The following is a 14,176-nucleotide window of genomic DNA, read 5'->3' on the forward strand; positions in this document are numbered from 1 at the left end:
CGCAGTGCGAACTGCGGGGCTTTTTTATTCACGCCTGCTTTTCAAAAAAATCAAAGACCAGGCCTTCCTGCCCCGGGGGCGCCCCGGCTACCATGCAGGCCATGGATTCAGCCACCAGCCAAATCAATCAGCTCGGCGAGCGCATTCGCGCCGCTGCCAGTGACAAGACCCCGCTGCGCATCTGCGGCGGCGGCAGCAAGGACTTCTACGGCCTGCGTCTGCAGGGCGAGCCGCTGTCCACGCGCGCGCTCAGCGGCATCGTCAGCTACGAGCCCAGCGAGCTGGTGGTCACCGTTCGCGCTGGCACGCCGCTGGCCGAGCTGGAGGCGACATTGGCCAGCCAGGGCCAGTGCCTGGCCTTCGAGCCGCCGCACTTCGGCGCCGCCAGCACCGTGGGCGGCATGGTCGCCGCAGGCCTGTCGGGCCCGTCGCGTGCCAGCGTTGGCGCAGTACGCGACTTCGTGCTGGGCCTGGAGATGATCAACGGCCAGGGCGAGCTGCTGCGCTACGGCGGCCAGGTCATGAAGAATGTGGCCGGCTATGACGTCTCGCGCCTGATGACGGGCAGTTGGGGCACGCTGGGCCTGATCACCGAGATCAGCCTCAAGGTTCTGCCCGTGGCTCCGGCCGAGGCCACGCTGCGCTTTGACGCCTGCAGCCAGGAACAGGCTCTGGACTGGCTCAATCACTGGGGCGGCCAGCCTCTGCCGCTCAATGCCAGCAACTGGCTGGAAGAAGACGGAAAGGGCACGCTGTATCTGCGACTGCGCGGCGCCCGCGCCGCCGTTCAAGCCGCTACGCTGCGCCTGGGCGGCGAGCGGCTGGACAGCGACGCCGTTGCCGCCGACTGGAGCGCCAGCCGCGATCTGAGCCTGCCCTGGTTCCAGCAGCGCGCTGCCGATCATTGCCTGTGGCGTCTGTCCGTTCCTGCGACCACGGCGCCGCTGCAGCTGCCGCAAGGTGCAGCAGGCCCGTTCATCGACTGGCATGGAGCTCAGCGCTGGGTGCAGGCCCCGCGTTCGGCTGCCGCAGCCTTGCAGCAACTCGCGCAGGCAGCCGGCGGGTCCGCTTCTCTTTTCAGAGCCGAGGACGCCAATCAGACAAGCGCCAACAGCGATCTTGATGTTCATGCGCAGGCCAGCCCGGCCGGCCGCACATCGGCACAGCTGCATGCCCGGCTCAAGCAGGCATTCGACCCCGCCGGCATTCTCAATGTGGGCCGTCTCTCGGCGCATTGGTAAGAACAAGGACAGCACCCCATGCAAACCAATCTCGCGCCCGAATACCGTGCCACGCCAGAAGGCCAGGAAGCCGAAGCCATCTTGCGCAAATGCGTGCATTGCGGCTTCTGCACCGCCACCTGCCCCACCTACCAGACCCTGGGCGACGAGCTGGACGGCCCGCGCGGCCGCATCTATCTGATCAAGCAGGTGCTGGAAGGGCAAACACCCACGCGGGCCACGCAGCTGCACCTGGACCGCTGCCTGACCTGCCGCAACTGCGAATCCACCTGCCCCAGCGGCGTGCAGTACGGTCATCTGGTCGATATCGGCCGCAAGATCGTCGATGAACAGGTCGAACGCCCGGCGGGCGAGAAGCTGCAGCGCTGGCTGCTCAAGGAGGGCATGAATTCCCCGCTGTTCGCCCCCGCGCTGAAGCTGGGCCGCGCCGTGAAAGGCCTGCTGCCGGAGTCATTGGGCGAAAAAATTCCGGCCGCCCAGGAGGCCGGAGCCTGGCCCGCACAGGAACATGCGCGCAAGGTGCTGCTGCTGGCAGGCTGCGTGCAGCCGGCCATGATGCCCCGCATCAACTACGCCACGGCCCGGGTGCTGGATGCCGTGGGCGTGCAGACCGTGATTGCCGACAAGGCCGGCTGCTGCGGCGCGGTGAAGTTCCACCTCAACGACCAGGACGGCGGCAAGGCCCAGATGCGCGCCAATATCGACGCCTGGTGGCCGCTGGTGGAGCGCGGCGAGGTCGAGGCAATCGTGATGAACGCCTCGGGCTGTGGCGTCACCGTCAAGGAGTACGGCCATCTGCTGCGGCTGGAGCCGCAATACGCCGACAAGGCCGCGCGCATCAGCGCCTTGACCCGCGACCTCAGCGAACTGCTGCCCGACATGCTGCCCGAGCTGGTGGACAAGCTCAAGGACCGCATCACGGTGCCCCGGGCCCCCGTGGCCTATCACCCGCCCTGCACGCTGCAGCATGGGCAGAAACTGCGCGGCGGCGTGGAAGCGGGCCTGCGCGAGCTGGGGTTCGATCTGCGCGTGGCGCGCACCGAATCCCATCTGTGCTGCGGCTCTGCAGGTACCTACTCGGTGCTGCAGCCTGAAATCTCGCACCAGCTGCGTGACCGCAAGATCGCCGCACTGGACGAGCCGTTCGCCCCAGAAAAGCCCGCAGCGATTCTCTCGGCCAATATGGGCTGCATCGTCCATCTGCAAAACGGTACCGAGGTCCCGGTCATGCATTGGGTGGAGCTGCTGGATCAGGCCCTGGCCACCGGCTGACACCCCCGCATGCCACTGCAGTTTGCAATGCTGGCATGATTGGGGGTTTTGTTTTCCCAGGCCCACGGGCTTTGCCATGACTGAAATCGTGTCTGAATCACAAGAGCAGAAAGCCTCGCAAGCGGCATCGCAGCACAGCGTGCAGGACTCGCAGCCCGGCTCACGCTCGCGCCGAGGCGGCCGTGGCCGCCAGAACCCGGCTCCCGCAGCCAAAGCCGCCCCGCAGGCCGCACGTCCGCAACACCCCTTGCTGGAGCAGCTGGCACAGTGGCACCCGGCCCTGTTCGGCGAGCAGCTGCTGCCCTTCAAGCGCGGCATTTTTGAAGACCTGCTTGCCGCCCACCCGGAGCTGGACAAGGACGCACTCAAGAGCGCGCTGCAGCAGCACACCCGCTCCGGTCGCTATCTGGCGGCCATGGCCAGCGGTCAGCAACGCCATGACCTGAGCGGTCAGCCCGTGGAAGCCACGCTGCCCGAGCATGTTCACCACGCGCTGATCGAAGTCTTCCGCCGCCGCCAGCAGCGCACGCAGGAAGACCTGACGCCCAAGCTGCGCAACCGCATCGTCGTCGCCTACGAAGCCTCCGGTCTCACGCGCGAGGAATACGCCGAGCGCGTGCAGGGCCGTGACGAAAAGACCAACGCCCTGGTGGTAGATGCCCTGGCCGAGGCCGATGCCCGCGCCGCCAAGGACGAGGCGCTGCTGCGCTCCTTCCAGCTCAGCGGCCAGACTTCGGAGCAGGAGTTCGCCGAGATGTACGGCATGAATCCGCGTCAGGTCGTACAGCAGCTGGAACGCGCGCGTCGCCGCCAGCAGAATATTCAATAAAAATAGCTGCTGACGCCCATCAAATGGGCGCCAGCAGCTATTGATTTTGAATAGATCAGGCCGCGCCGTAGCCCATGACTGCCTTGGTTTCGAGGAAATCGCGGAAACCGTGCTCGCCCCATTCACGGCCATTGCCTGACTGCTTGTAGCCGCCGAACGGCGCATTGAAGTCTGGCCCCGCGCCGTTAAGGTGGACCATGCCTGTGCGCAGGCGCGCGGCCACGCGACGCGCACGCTCCAGACTGCCCGATTGCACATAGCCCGAAAGGCCGTACACCGTGTCGTTGGCCATGCGGATGGCGTCTTCCTCGTCGTCGTAGGGAATCATCACCAGCACGGGACCGAAGATTTCCTCGCGCGCAATGCTCATGTCATTGCTCACATCGGCAAACACCGTGGGTTTGACAAAGTAGCCCCGGGCCAGCCCTTCGGGGCGGCCTGTGCCGCCCGCCACCAGGGTCGCCCCCTCTTCAATGCCCTTGCGGATCAGGGCCTGGATCTTGCCCCATTGCGCCTCGCTGACCACGGGGCCCATGTGCATGCCCTCGGCCAGCGCATCGGCCACGGTCGCTGCGCCGGCGACGCTACGGGCGATCTCCACGGCCTGCCCATGCAGGGCGCGCGGCACAAACATGCGCGTGGGTGCGTTGCAGCTCTGGCCCGAATTCATCAGCACCGCCTGCACGCCCTGGGTCACGGCCTTCTGCAGGTTGGCGTCATCCAGCACGATGTTGGCAGACTTGCCGCCCAGTTCCTGGGCCACGCGCTTGACGCTGTCGGCCGCGGCCTTGGCCACGGCAATGCCTGCGCGCGTGGAGCCCGTGAAGGTCATCATGTCTATGCCGGGGTGGGAGGACATGGCCTCGCCCACACCGGGGCCGTCGCCGTTGACGAGGTTGAAGACGCCGGCCGGCACGCCCGCCTCGTGCAGCACCTCGGCCACGAGCAGGGCGTTGAGCGGGGCGACCTCCGAGGGCTTGAGCACCATGGTGCAGCCGGCGGCCAGGGCCGGGGCGACCTTGCACATGATCTGGTTGATGGGCCAGTTCCAGGGCGTGATCATGCCGACCACGCCCACGGGCTCATGCACGACGGCCGTGCTGCCCTGCACATGTTCGAAGGCGAAGTTCTTGAGGACCTCGATGGTGGAGCTCAGATGGGCCACGCCCATGGCGGCCTGTGCCGCCTTGGACAGCCACAGCGGCGCCCCCATCTCCTGCGAGATGGTCTGCACAAAGTCGCCGTAGCGGCTCTGGTAGACCTCCAGCACCTTGGCCAGCAGGGCCAGGCGCTCTTCGCGGCTGGTGCGCGAGTAGCTCTCGAAGGCGCGACGCGCGGCGGCCACGGCCTTGTCCACGTCGGCGGCCGAGCCCATGCTGATGCGGGCAATGGCTTGCTCGCTGGAGGGATTGATGACCTCCAGGCTGCGCGGGCTGACCGGATTCACCCATTGGCCGTCGATATAGAACTGCAGATGGTCTTGCATGAGGCTATTTCCTTGGTATCGAGTCAAAAGAAGAGGTTTGCGATCTGGGCCCGCCGGTGCGTGACTCGGGCGCACCGGCGTGGTGAAGTGCAGGCTTCAGGGCTTGGGCCGGATGGCGTCCGCTGTACCCTGGATGAAGGCCTTGATGGACTCCACGTCATCGCCCGACAGCTTGCCCGTAAAGTCCGGCATGCCGCGCGCCATGGCCGGGCCCTTGAAGACGAAGCTGGGCAGGTTCTCGATATAGCTCGCGTCCATATAGCCCAGGTTGGGAATATTGCCGCCGCGGTCCACGCCAGGCACGCCGTGGCAGAACACGCAGTTGGCCACATACAGCATGGTGCCGGCCTCGACCTTGGCGGGGTCGTATTTCACGCCCTGCAGCAACTGGCCTGTGCGCTGGGCCACGAATTCCGGCATCCTGGCCTTGCCGCCCACGACGAAGGTATAGACCGTGCCCGGCCCCTGGCGCTCGGTGGCGCGCGCAGCCAGGCCGTAGACACCGCCCCAGCCCACTGCCACCGAGACATACTGCTTGCCGTCCACCATATAGGTGCTGGGCGCGGCCACCACGCCGGTGCCCGTGGGCGTTTCCCACAGCTTTTCGCCGCTGGTCGCGTTATAGGCCACAAAGCGGCCATCGGCCGTGCCCTGGAACACCACATTGCCCGCCGTGGTCAGCGTGCCGCCGTTCCAGGGCGAGACATGCTCCACGCTCCAGGCAGCCTTTTGCGCAACCGGGTCCCAGGCCAGCAGGCGGCCAAAAGGCTTGCTCTTGGGCGGCTCGGCATTGAAGAACTTGGCGGTGTTCCAGCCCGTGCCCGACTGGGGCTTGCCCGGTCCGGCCTGGTTGAACTCCCATTTCTTGTCGTCCATCAGGTTGACGGGCACGTTCTGCGCAGGCAGATACACCAGGCCAGTCTGGGGGTTGAAGGACATGGGGTGCCAGTTGTGCGCGCCATAGGGGCCCGGCACTGCATCCTGGGGCTTGCTGCCGTCGCGTGCCGCAGCAATGCCGATGGGCTTGCCGTTCTTGTCGTAGCCGCTGGCCCAGTTCACGGGCACGAAGTTCTTGGCCGAGATGAACTTTCCATTGGTGCGGTCGAGCACGAAGAAGAAGCCGTTCTTGGGCGCATGCAGTATGACCTTTCGCGGCTTGCCGGCGATCTTGATGTCGGCCAAGATCATGGGCTGGGTGGAGGTGTAGTCCCAGTTGTCGCCCGGCGTTTCCTGGTAGTGCCACTTGTATTTGCCGGTGTCGGGATCCAGAGCCACGATGGAAGCCAGATACAGGTTGTCGCCGCCCTTGGGGCTGCGCACCTTGTGCGACCAGGGCGAGCCGTTGCCCGTGCCCACGTACATGGTGTTGAGCTCGGCATCGAAGGTCATGCTGTCCCACATGGTGCCGCCGCCGCCGGCCTCCCACCATTTGCCGCTGGAGTCCCAGGTCCTGGCGGCGCGTTTCATGGATTCGTCCTCAAAGGGTTTGGACGGATCGCCGGGCACGCTGAACCAGCGCCATTTCTGCTCGCCGGTCTCGGCGTCATAGGCCGTGATGTAGCCGCGCACGCCATATTCGGCGCCGCCGTTGCCGATGATGACCTTGCCCTTGAACACGCGCGGCGCACCCGTGATGGTCAGCGACCCCTTTTGCCCCTCGAAGGTATTTTTCTGCCAGACCTCCTTGCCGGTGGCAGCGTCCAGCGCGATCAGGCGGCCATCCCAGGCACCCACAAAGACCTTGCCCTTCCACAGCGCCACGCCACGGTTGACGACGTCGCAGCACCCCTTGAAGCCGGTGCTGCGGTCGACCTGCGGGTCATAGGTCCAGATCCTGTTGCCGGTACGGGTGTCGATGGCGTGCACCACACTCCATGAAGCGCTGACGTACATGATGCCGTCCACGACGACAGGCGTGGCCTCCACGCCGCGCGTGGATTCGAGGTTGTACGACCATGCAAGGCCCAGGTCCTTGACGTTGGCGGCATTGATCTGATCGAGGCGGCTGTAGCGGGTCTCGGCGTAGTCCACGCCGATGGTGGGCCAGTCGGGCGTCTTGGCGGCATTGGCGCTGATGAAAGCGCCATCGACTCGCTGCACGGCGGCCGCGGCCTGCGCCGCAGGGTCGGCTTGCGCGAGGGCCGCTGCGCTGCCCAGGCAGGCGGCCAGCATCCAGGCCATGCGACCGGGCCGTCCATGAGAGTTGTCGATCAGCCGTTTCATCGAGGTCTCCTGTTGTGATTGCTATGCCGCAAAGCATGGTGTATCGCCTGTTTTTCTTCATGATCGGGATTTCCCCAGGCTAGAACTGTTCCATTGCGGAACACATTGACCGCTCCTGCGGACAGCCTGGGCATGACATGAACGTTGATGAGCCACGCGCGATGGACGCGCTACAGCAGTGCTTCTCGAGCACCGGGGCGGAGCGGGCCTTGCAGGCTCGCCGCCAGTTCTTCGAGGCCGGCATACGCCCCTCGGGCCTGGTCAGCGAGGCGGTCATCCAGTCCTGGCTGCGCAGCCAGCGCCAGCACTGCAATGGACGGCGGCTGGCTCTGGCTCCGGTCAGCCCCAGCCGGCTGCATGCCACGCAGGAGCGCTGCCGCGGCCTGCTGCAGGCGTTGCAGCACGAGCTGCCGACCCTGGAGCAGGCACTGGCGGGCACCGGCACGCGCGTGATGCTGACGGACGACAAGGGCATCGTGCTCCATGTCTCCCCAGCATCCATGAGGCCCCGTGACGAGCGGGTCGGCCTGAACATGTCCGAGCAGGCCATGGGCACGACCGCCCCGGGCATCGTCGCCGCCACCGGCCAGGCCTGTACCGTCACCAACGGCGAGCACTATTTCGACGAGCTGCACGCCTTCCGCTGCGCAGCAGCCCCCATACGCGACGTGCACGGCCGCCTGGCCGGGGTGCTCAATCTGATGGTGGAGCAGCAGCATTTCAGTTTCGATGCCGCTCCCGTGGTCGGCATGTACGCCACGACCATCGAAAACACCTTGCTGCAGGCTCAGTCGCACGAGCATCTGGTGCTGCGCTTTCAGGTGACGCCTGCCCTGCTGCACACGCCGCTGCAGGCGCTGATGGGCGTGGCCGCCGATGGCCGCGTCGCCTGGATGAACGGCACCGCCGCCCAGCTCATCGGCCAGCCCTTGGATACAGCGTGCAGCGCGCAGGAACTGCTGGGCCATGATCTATCGTGCCTGCTTCAACTGAGCGGCCAGCCCGCCCCCGCGCCGCTGCGCCTGGCCAGCGGCCTGGGCGTCTGGATGCAGGCGCATCTGCAAACCTCGCATGGCCTTGGCTCGCACCTGGACACCAGCAGCGTGGAAGACCAGGCCAGCCCCGCAACCACCGAAGCAACGCCCGTCGCCGAGGCACAACCCCTGGCAACGCTGCGCGAGCACAGCGCGCAGCTGATCCGGGAGACGCTGGACCAGCATGGCGGCAATGTCTCCCAGGCCGCGCGCGCCCTGGGCATCTCGCGCGGCACGCTGTATCGCCGCCTGCGTGGCGGTCGGGACGAGGGTTTCTGAGCCCATTCCCGACCCATGGCGCAAGACTCTTTTGCGTTCGCCCAGGGTTCCGCCCCGCCCCGCTCGGCCCCACAATCCTGGCCGCGCTGCACCGGCCTGCAGCCAAGGAGCGTGTATGTGGTTGGGTTTGTCGCTGTTTTATGTGGGTGCGGTGCTGTTTCTCAACGGCCTGTGGATGCTGGGCAAGATTGCCGACAAGGAAATCTGGGTCATCAATATCTTCACCGGGGTGGTGTCGCTATGTATTGGTCTGGCCAGCATCTTCGGTCCGGCAGCCGATGCGGCATCGGTCAAGAGCGGCGCTCTGACCCTGCTGTTCGCCTTCACCTATCTCTGGGTGGCTTTCAATCGCTTCAGCGGTGCCGACGGCCGGGGTCTGGGCTGGTTCAGCCTGTTCGTGGCGATCACCGCTGTTCCCGTCGCCCTCGATACGCTGACCAGCGCCAGCTCGGGGCTGGACTGGTGGATGGGCGTCAACTGGGCCGCCTGGGCCGTACTCTGGGCCTTGTTCTTCGCGCTGCTGGCCCTGAGGAAAAGCATTGAACGCCCCACGGGCTGGCTGTGCATTGCCCAGGGCGTGCTTACGGGCTGGGTACCCGGGTACCTGATCCTGGCGGGGAAGCTGATGTGACCCCCTGAGGCGCTGTGCGCCTGGGCGGCCCCGCCTTCCCCCTCTCTCTTCGGGAGGGGGACGACACCTTCGGTGCGGGGCGGCGCGGCCGGCCCAGGCCCTTCCTCGGTGTCCTTGATGTGGTTTGGGCTATTTTCTCGGGGCTCTGCCCAAGGTGGCCAGCAAGGCTGCTCCCATGATGAGCGCACCGCCGGCCAGCGTGCGTGCGCTGAGCTGCTCGTGGGCGATGAGCACCGAGGAGATGCTGGCAAACACCACTTCCGACAGCATGACCACCGAGGTCACACCCGAGGGCAGACGCGCTGCGCCAAACTGCAGAGCCCAGTTGCCAAACATCAAAACCACGGCCAAGCCAAGTGCGAGAAAGGCCCAACTGCTATCAAAAGCAGGAAAGCCCGGCACCATGCCAGCGCTGCTGGCGCTCAAGGCGGTCAGCAGGCCCATGCTCATGCAGCCGGCAAACATGGCCAGCATGCGGGCCTGGGCCGGAATGCCTTGAAAGCGGCGCAGCAACACATTGGTCAGCGCAAACATGAAGCCGCCGAACACGGCCAGCGCATCGGCCAGGGTGAGACCGGCAAACAACCCGGAGAGCGAGGCATCGGCGGGCAGCAACACCAGCACCACACCGCCAAAGGCCAGCAACAGGCGCAGCAGCGCCATGGGCGTGGGCTTTTCGCCCAGCAGCTTCCAGGCCAGCAGCACCGCCCAGGCGGGCATGAGATAGAACAAGAGGATGACGCGCACCACGTCGCCCACGGTCACGGCCCAGTTGAAAGCCACGTTGTTCAGGCCCGAGCTGGCAGCCAGCAGCAGGAGCACCGGGTATTGCCAGGCCTGCCTGAGGCTGGCGGGACGCAGCGCCAGCAGACCGGCCAGCACCAGCGCATACATCGATGCCGTGGCCCACAGCGGATGCAGTCCGGCCTCATGCATGAGACGAAACGGCCACCATGACAAGCCCCAGATCAGGGCATTGAGCAGCAGCGCAAATACAGGCAGTGGACTATGCATAAAAAAGGCTTCTAACGTTTGCTCTGCAAGCGTTAGAAGCTATTGATCGTGTAGTGAATGCAGCTTGCCGGCGCCAGCTGCAGAGCTTCAATGGCAGTCGCGGCGGGCGACTTCCAGCAGCTTTTCAACCTCTGCCGGGTGCCTTCTGCAATTATTCCAGTGCCAGATGCCGATCAGCACCATGCTAGCGGCAACCAGCAGACCGAATACCGTGATCGCACCAAAGGCAGTCAGCCCCATCTTGGTGGACAGGCTGTAGAAGCCGCCCATGGCCAGAATGGCCAGTTGCTCGTTGAAGTTCTGCACCGCAATCGAGCGACCCGCGCCCATGAGATTATGGCCGCGATGCTGCAGCAGCGCATTCATGGGAACAACCAGAAATCCGCCCAAACCGCCAAGCAGAATGAGGAAGGGCACGGCCACCCAGAGATTGTCGATAAAGATCATGCAGACCACGAGCAGGCCCATGAGCACGCCCAGGGGGATCACACGCGTGGCGTTGTCCAGGCGCATGCGCATGGATGCCAGCACCGCACCGACGGCCGTACCGATTGCCACCACCCCCACCAGGGCCGAGGCCTGGGTGGTGCTGTAACCCAGGGCCGCAGCTCCCCAGGCCAGCACGATATAGCGCAAATTGCCCGAAGCCCCCCAGAACAACGTGGTGGTGGACAGCGAAATCTGGCCCAGCTTGTCGGCCCACAGGCGCTTGCTGCACTGCCAGAAGTCGGGCAGCAGACCCAGCAGATTGGCAACCAGGCTCTTGTTCGGGTCTTCGCGCAGCGGGCGCATGGCCACGCCCGTCAGCGGAATATGCAGATTGAACCAGGCCGCCACGACGTAGATCAGGATCAGCAGGGCAATTGCGGCCTCGGCAGGGGTGTCCACGCCGGTATTGAAATACGGGAAGTCAAAGCCCAGCAGATGCTGGGAAATGGTCGGCCCCACCAGTTGGCCGCCTACCAGCACGCCCAAAATGATGGAGGTGATCGTCAGCCCCTCGATCCAGCCATTGGCCTTGACCAGTTGAGAGGCCGGCAGCAGCTCGGTCAGGATGCCGTACTTGGCCGGCGAATAGGCGGCCGCGCCCAGCCCGATGACGGCGTAGGCGATCAAGGGATGATGGCCGAAGAGCATCATCAGACAACCCATCACCTTGATGGCATTGCTGATGAACATGACCTTGCCCTTGGGCAAGGCGTCCGCAAAGGCTCCGACAAAGGGGGCCAGGACCACATAGAACAGGGCGAACATGGGCACCAGGGCAGCACGTTGCCACTCGGGGGCACCATTGGCACGCAACAGCTCTACAGCGGTCACAAACAAGGCGTTGTCTGCCAGCGAGCTGAAAAACTGCGCTGACATGATGGTGTAGAAACCGCGCTTCATGAATTAGCTGTAACTGGCACCGGACGGACCGATGCCAAGGAAATAATAGACCCCGTGGCAAGTGACTGGCGGTTATATCACGCAGGCTCCAGCTGACAGTGCCAGAATCCCACTGGTCTGATTGAGAAAAACCATGCCTCGTCCCATTACTGCCACCATCCATCCTGAAGCCGTTCGCCACAACCTGGAGCGGGTACGGCAAGCCGTCCCTGATGCCAAATTGTGGTCCGTGATCAAAGCCAACGCTTATGGCCACGGTATCGAAAACGTGTTTGAGGGTCTGCGAGCGACGGACGGTTTTGCCATGCTGGACCTCGATGAGGCCCAGCGCGTGCGCAATCTGGGATGGCGCGGCCCCATCCTGCTGCTCGAAGGCGTGTTCGAGTTGCGCGACCTGGAAATCTGCTCGCGTCTGGGCATCTGGCATGCAGTGCACTGCGACGAGCAGATCGACTGGCTGGCCGCCCACAAGACCCAGGTCGGCCACCGTGTCTTTCTCAAGATGAACAGCGGGATGAACCGGCTGGGCTTTACACCCGAGCGTTTTCGTGCGGCTTATGCGCGGCTGAACGCTCTGCCCCAGGTCGACGAGATCTCGTTCATGACCCACTTCAGCGATGCCGATGTGGAGCATGGCCTGGATCACCAGCTCAGGGTCTTTCACGAAACCACGCTGGACCTGCCCGGCGAGCGCAGCGTCAGCAACAGCGCTGCCACCTTGCTGCATGGTGATGAAAACAATGTGCGCTGCGACTGGGTGCGCCCCGGCATCGTGCTCTACGGCAGCTCGCCAGACTTTCCCACCCATGATGCGGCTCACTGGGGTCTTGAGCCGACCATGACGCTGTCGTCAAAAATCATCGGCACGCAGGAGCTGCATGCCGGTGACACCGTGGGTTACGGCTCGCGTTTTCAATGCGACGGACCGCTGCGCCTGGGCGTGGTGGCCTGCGGCTATGCGGACGGCTATCCGCGCGTCTGCCCCACGGGTACGCCCGTGCTGGTGGACGGTGTGCGCACCCGCACGCTGGGCCGCGTCAGCATGGACATGATGGCCGTGGACCTGAGCCCCGTTCCCAAGGCCAGGCTGGGCAGCGAGGTCACGCTCTGGGGTCGCGCCAGCAATGGCGCCGTGCTGCCCATCGACGAGGTAGCCGCTGCTGCCGGCACACTGGGCTACGAGCTGATGTGCGCCGTGGCTCCCCGCGTCCCCAAGCAGGTGGAGGGAGCAGGCAAGTAGACCGGCCTGCTCCCGTCAAAAAGCCGCTGCAAGCACAGCGGCTTTTTATCGATTCAGAAAGCGTAGACATGCCTGCACCCGACGCGATGCAGGCATGCAGGACAGCGCATCAGAGCCCGGAATGCGGTGCCAGGAACGACCTCATCGGACCAGCGACGACTTCGGTCGCAGCGCTCACGCACCGGCAGCTAAACGGCGTGGCGGCTTGGTGCACTGTCCTGGCACAGGCTGGCGACTCTGGCAACGATGTCGTCAATCTGTGCCTCGTCGCAGATCAGCGGCGGCAACAGCCGGATCGTGCGCTCACGGGTCACGGTAATCAGCAATCGCTGTTCAGCCAGCGCGCGGCCGACCAGCTCCTGGCAGTTACGGTTCAACTCGATCCCTGCCATCAGCCCCAGGCCTCGGATGGCCTGCACACCCGGGTGTCCTCCCAGAGCCAGCCGCAGCCCGGCCAACAGGCGCTCGCCCAGCAGGGCTGCCCGCTGCGCAATGCCGTCTCTTTCCATGATGTCGAGCACGGCACAGGCCACGCGGCATGCCAGCGGATTGCCACCGAAGGTGGAGCCGTGCTGGCCGGGACAGAACAGGTTCGCGGCCGTGCCACGTGCCAGACAGGCGCCAATGGGAACGCCATTGCCCAGTGCTTTGGCCAGGGTCATCACATCGGGCGTGATACCGGCGTGCCGGTGCGCGAACCAGGCCCCTGTGCGGCCCAGGCCGGTCTGTATCTCGTCGAGCATCAGCAGCCAGCCCTGGCTGTCGCAGAGCTCGCGCAGAGCGCGCAGGTAGCCGCGACTGGCGACACGGATGCCGCCTTCGCCCTGTACGGGCTCGACCAGCACGGCGACGATACCTGGTACTTCCTGGGCCGCACGGCGCACTGCATCGATGTCGTCATAGGGCACGCGCACGAAACCGGGCATCTGCGGCTCGAAGCCCTGTTGCTTGGCCGCGTTGCCCGTGGCGGCGAGTGTCGCCAGCGTGCGGCCATGAAAAGCGTTCTCCATCACGAGAATTTGCGGCTCGGCCACCTGCTTGCGATGCCCGTGCAAGCGGGCGAGCTTGAGAGCCGTCTCATTGGCCTCGGCACCCGAATTGCAGAAGAACACCTTTTCCATGTCGGCGAGCGCGCATAAGCGCTCGCCAAGCTGCTCCTGCCAGTCGATACGGAACACGTTGGAGGTATGCAGCAGCCTCGCGGCTTGCTCGGCCATGACGGCGGCGATCTCCGGATGGGCATGACCCAGGCTGGTGACAGCCACGCCGGCGATGGCGTCCAGGTATTCCACCCCCTGCTCGTCCCAGAGGCTGGCACCGCGACCGCGCACAAAAGAAACAGGTTGGCGGGCGTATGCCCTCATCAGATGGGAATCGGTCTGTGGCATGCATTGCTCCGTGGTATGTAAAAGAAAGCTGGCGGATATCAACCAGTTCAAGAGAACTCTGCAGCGGGCCAATGCCCGGTCTCAGCGGCAAAAGCGCGCATTGCGCCTGCAGGACTTGGCGGCAGGTTGGCCGGCTTGCTACGGCCGCAA

At 65.0% G+C, this 14,176-nt stretch carries 11 protein-coding genes; 6 read left to right on the top strand and 5 right to left on the bottom strand.

Annotation, left to right across the window (positions count from 1 at the left end):
- The first annotated feature begins 92 nt into the window (after positions 1-92).
- The 3 genes from glcE to Cth01_RS11245 all read left to right on the top strand — a co-directional run bounded on the left by glcE (position 93) and on the right by Cth01_RS11245 (position 3,342).
- Complete coding sequence (gene glcE / locus Cth01_RS11235; protein ID WP_045839247.1) at positions 93-1,241, top strand: glycolate oxidase subunit GlcE; 1,149 nt, start codon at positions 93-95, stop codon at positions 1,239-1,241.
- A gap of 18 nt (positions 1,242-1,259) precedes the next feature.
- Positions 1,260-2,513 (top strand): glycolate oxidase subunit GlcF, encoded by a 1,254-nt coding sequence (gene glcF, locus Cth01_RS11240; protein ID WP_045839248.1) that lies wholly within the window; start codon positions 1,260-1,262, stop codon positions 2,511-2,513.
- Between the two features lie 76 nt (positions 2,514-2,589).
- Entirely contained in the window at positions 2,590-3,342 is a 753-nt protein-coding gene (locus Cth01_RS11245) for a ProQ/FinO family protein (RefSeq protein WP_045839249.1), read from the top strand.
- 55 nt (positions 3,343-3,397) lie between these two features.
- On the opposite strand, the gene Cth01_RS11250 is transcribed toward Cth01_RS11245, so the two are convergent.
- Positions 3,398-4,828, bottom strand: coding sequence for an aldehyde dehydrogenase family protein (locus Cth01_RS11250; protein ID WP_045839250.1), 1,431 nt, complete (start codon positions 4,826-4,828; stop codon positions 3,398-3,400).
- Positions 4,829-4,924: 96 nt separating this feature from the next.
- Positions 4,925-7,051, bottom strand: a complete 2,127-nt coding sequence (locus Cth01_RS11255; protein ID WP_045839251.1) for a PQQ-dependent dehydrogenase, methanol/ethanol family — start codon at positions 7,049-7,051, stop codon at positions 4,925-4,927.
- A gap of 161 nt (positions 7,052-7,212) precedes the next feature.
- Here Cth01_RS11255 and Cth01_RS11260 point away from each other — a divergent pair, with 161 nt between their 5' ends.
- Together Cth01_RS11260 and Cth01_RS11265 are read left to right on the top strand one after the other, a co-directional pair.
- Positions 7,213-8,364: a helix-turn-helix domain-containing protein gene (locus tag Cth01_RS11260; RefSeq protein WP_045839407.1), complete on the top strand. Its 1,152-nt coding sequence runs from the start codon at positions 7,213-7,215 to the stop codon at positions 8,362-8,364.
- A 115-nt stretch (positions 8,365-8,479) separates the two neighbouring features.
- A complete protein-coding gene (locus Cth01_RS11265) occupies positions 8,480-8,995 on the top strand; it encodes an AmiS/UreI family transporter (RefSeq protein WP_003070509.1) in 516 nt (171 codons plus the stop codon).
- 129 nt (positions 8,996-9,124) lie between these two features.
- Here Cth01_RS11265 and Cth01_RS11270 read toward each other — a convergent pair whose 3' ends face one another.
- Entirely contained in the window at positions 9,125-10,009 is an 885-nt protein-coding gene (locus tag Cth01_RS11270) for a DMT family transporter (RefSeq protein WP_034351411.1), read from the bottom strand.
- Between the two features lie 87 nt (positions 10,010-10,096).
- Positions 10,097-11,398, bottom strand: coding sequence for a lysophospholipid transporter LplT (lplT, locus tag Cth01_RS11275; protein WP_034351410.1), 1,302 nt, complete (start codon positions 11,396-11,398; stop codon positions 10,097-10,099).
- Between the two features lie 133 nt (positions 11,399-11,531).
- Between lplT and alr the strand changes: the two genes are divergently transcribed.
- On the top strand, positions 11,532-12,638 hold the full coding sequence (gene alr, locus Cth01_RS11280; protein ID WP_003070517.1) for an alanine racemase: 1,107 nt from the start codon (positions 11,532-11,534) through the stop codon (positions 12,636-12,638).
- A 188-nt stretch (positions 12,639-12,826) separates the two neighbouring features.
- On the opposite strand, the gene Cth01_RS11285 is transcribed toward alr, so the two are convergent.
- A complete protein-coding gene (locus Cth01_RS11285) occupies positions 12,827-14,026 on the bottom strand; it encodes an aspartate aminotransferase family protein (RefSeq protein ID WP_045839252.1) in 1,200 nt (399 codons plus the stop codon).
- Positions 14,027-14,176: the final 150 nt, after the last annotated feature.

The organism is Comamonas thiooxydans (genome assembly GCF_000964545.1).
GTDB classification, from domain to species: Bacteria; Pseudomonadota; Gammaproteobacteria; order Burkholderiales; family Burkholderiaceae_C; genus Comamonas; species Comamonas thiooxydans.

Excerpts from the sequence above, each read along its gene's own strand:
- Cth01_RS11260 (WP_045839407.1), top strand. The coding sequence starts at position 7,213 with ATGGACGCGCTACAGCAGTGCTTCTCGAGCACCGGGGCGGAGCGGGCC.
- glcF (WP_045839248.1), top strand. The coding sequence starts at position 1,260 with ATGCAAACCAATCTCGCGCCCGAATACCGTGCCACGCCAGAAGGCCAG.
- lplT (WP_034351410.1), bottom strand. The coding sequence starts at position 11,398 with ATGAAGCGCGGTTTCTACACCATCATGTCAGCGCAGTTTTTCAGCTCG.
- Cth01_RS11250 (WP_045839250.1), bottom strand. The coding sequence starts at position 4,828 with ATGCAAGACCATCTGCAGTTCTATATCGACGGCCAATGGGTGAATCCG.
- glcE (WP_045839247.1), top strand. The coding sequence starts at position 93 with ATGCAGGCCATGGATTCAGCCACCAGCCAAATCAATCAGCTCGGCGAG.
- Cth01_RS11255 (WP_045839251.1), bottom strand. The coding sequence starts at position 7,051 with ATGAAACGGCTGATCGACAACTCTCATGGACGGCCCGGTCGCATGGCC.
- Cth01_RS11285 (WP_045839252.1), bottom strand. The coding sequence starts at position 14,026 with ATGCCACAGACCGATTCCCATCTGATGAGGGCATACGCCCGCCAACCT.
- alr (WP_003070517.1), top strand. The coding sequence starts at position 11,532 with ATGCCTCGTCCCATTACTGCCACCATCCATCCTGAAGCCGTTCGCCAC.
- Cth01_RS11245 (WP_045839249.1), top strand. The coding sequence starts at position 2,590 with ATGACTGAAATCGTGTCTGAATCACAAGAGCAGAAAGCCTCGCAAGCG.
- Cth01_RS11270 (WP_034351411.1), bottom strand. The coding sequence starts at position 10,009 with ATGCATAGTCCACTGCCTGTATTTGCGCTGCTGCTCAATGCCCTGATC.
- Cth01_RS11265 (WP_003070509.1), top strand. The coding sequence starts at position 8,480 with ATGTGGTTGGGTTTGTCGCTGTTTTATGTGGGTGCGGTGCTGTTTCTC.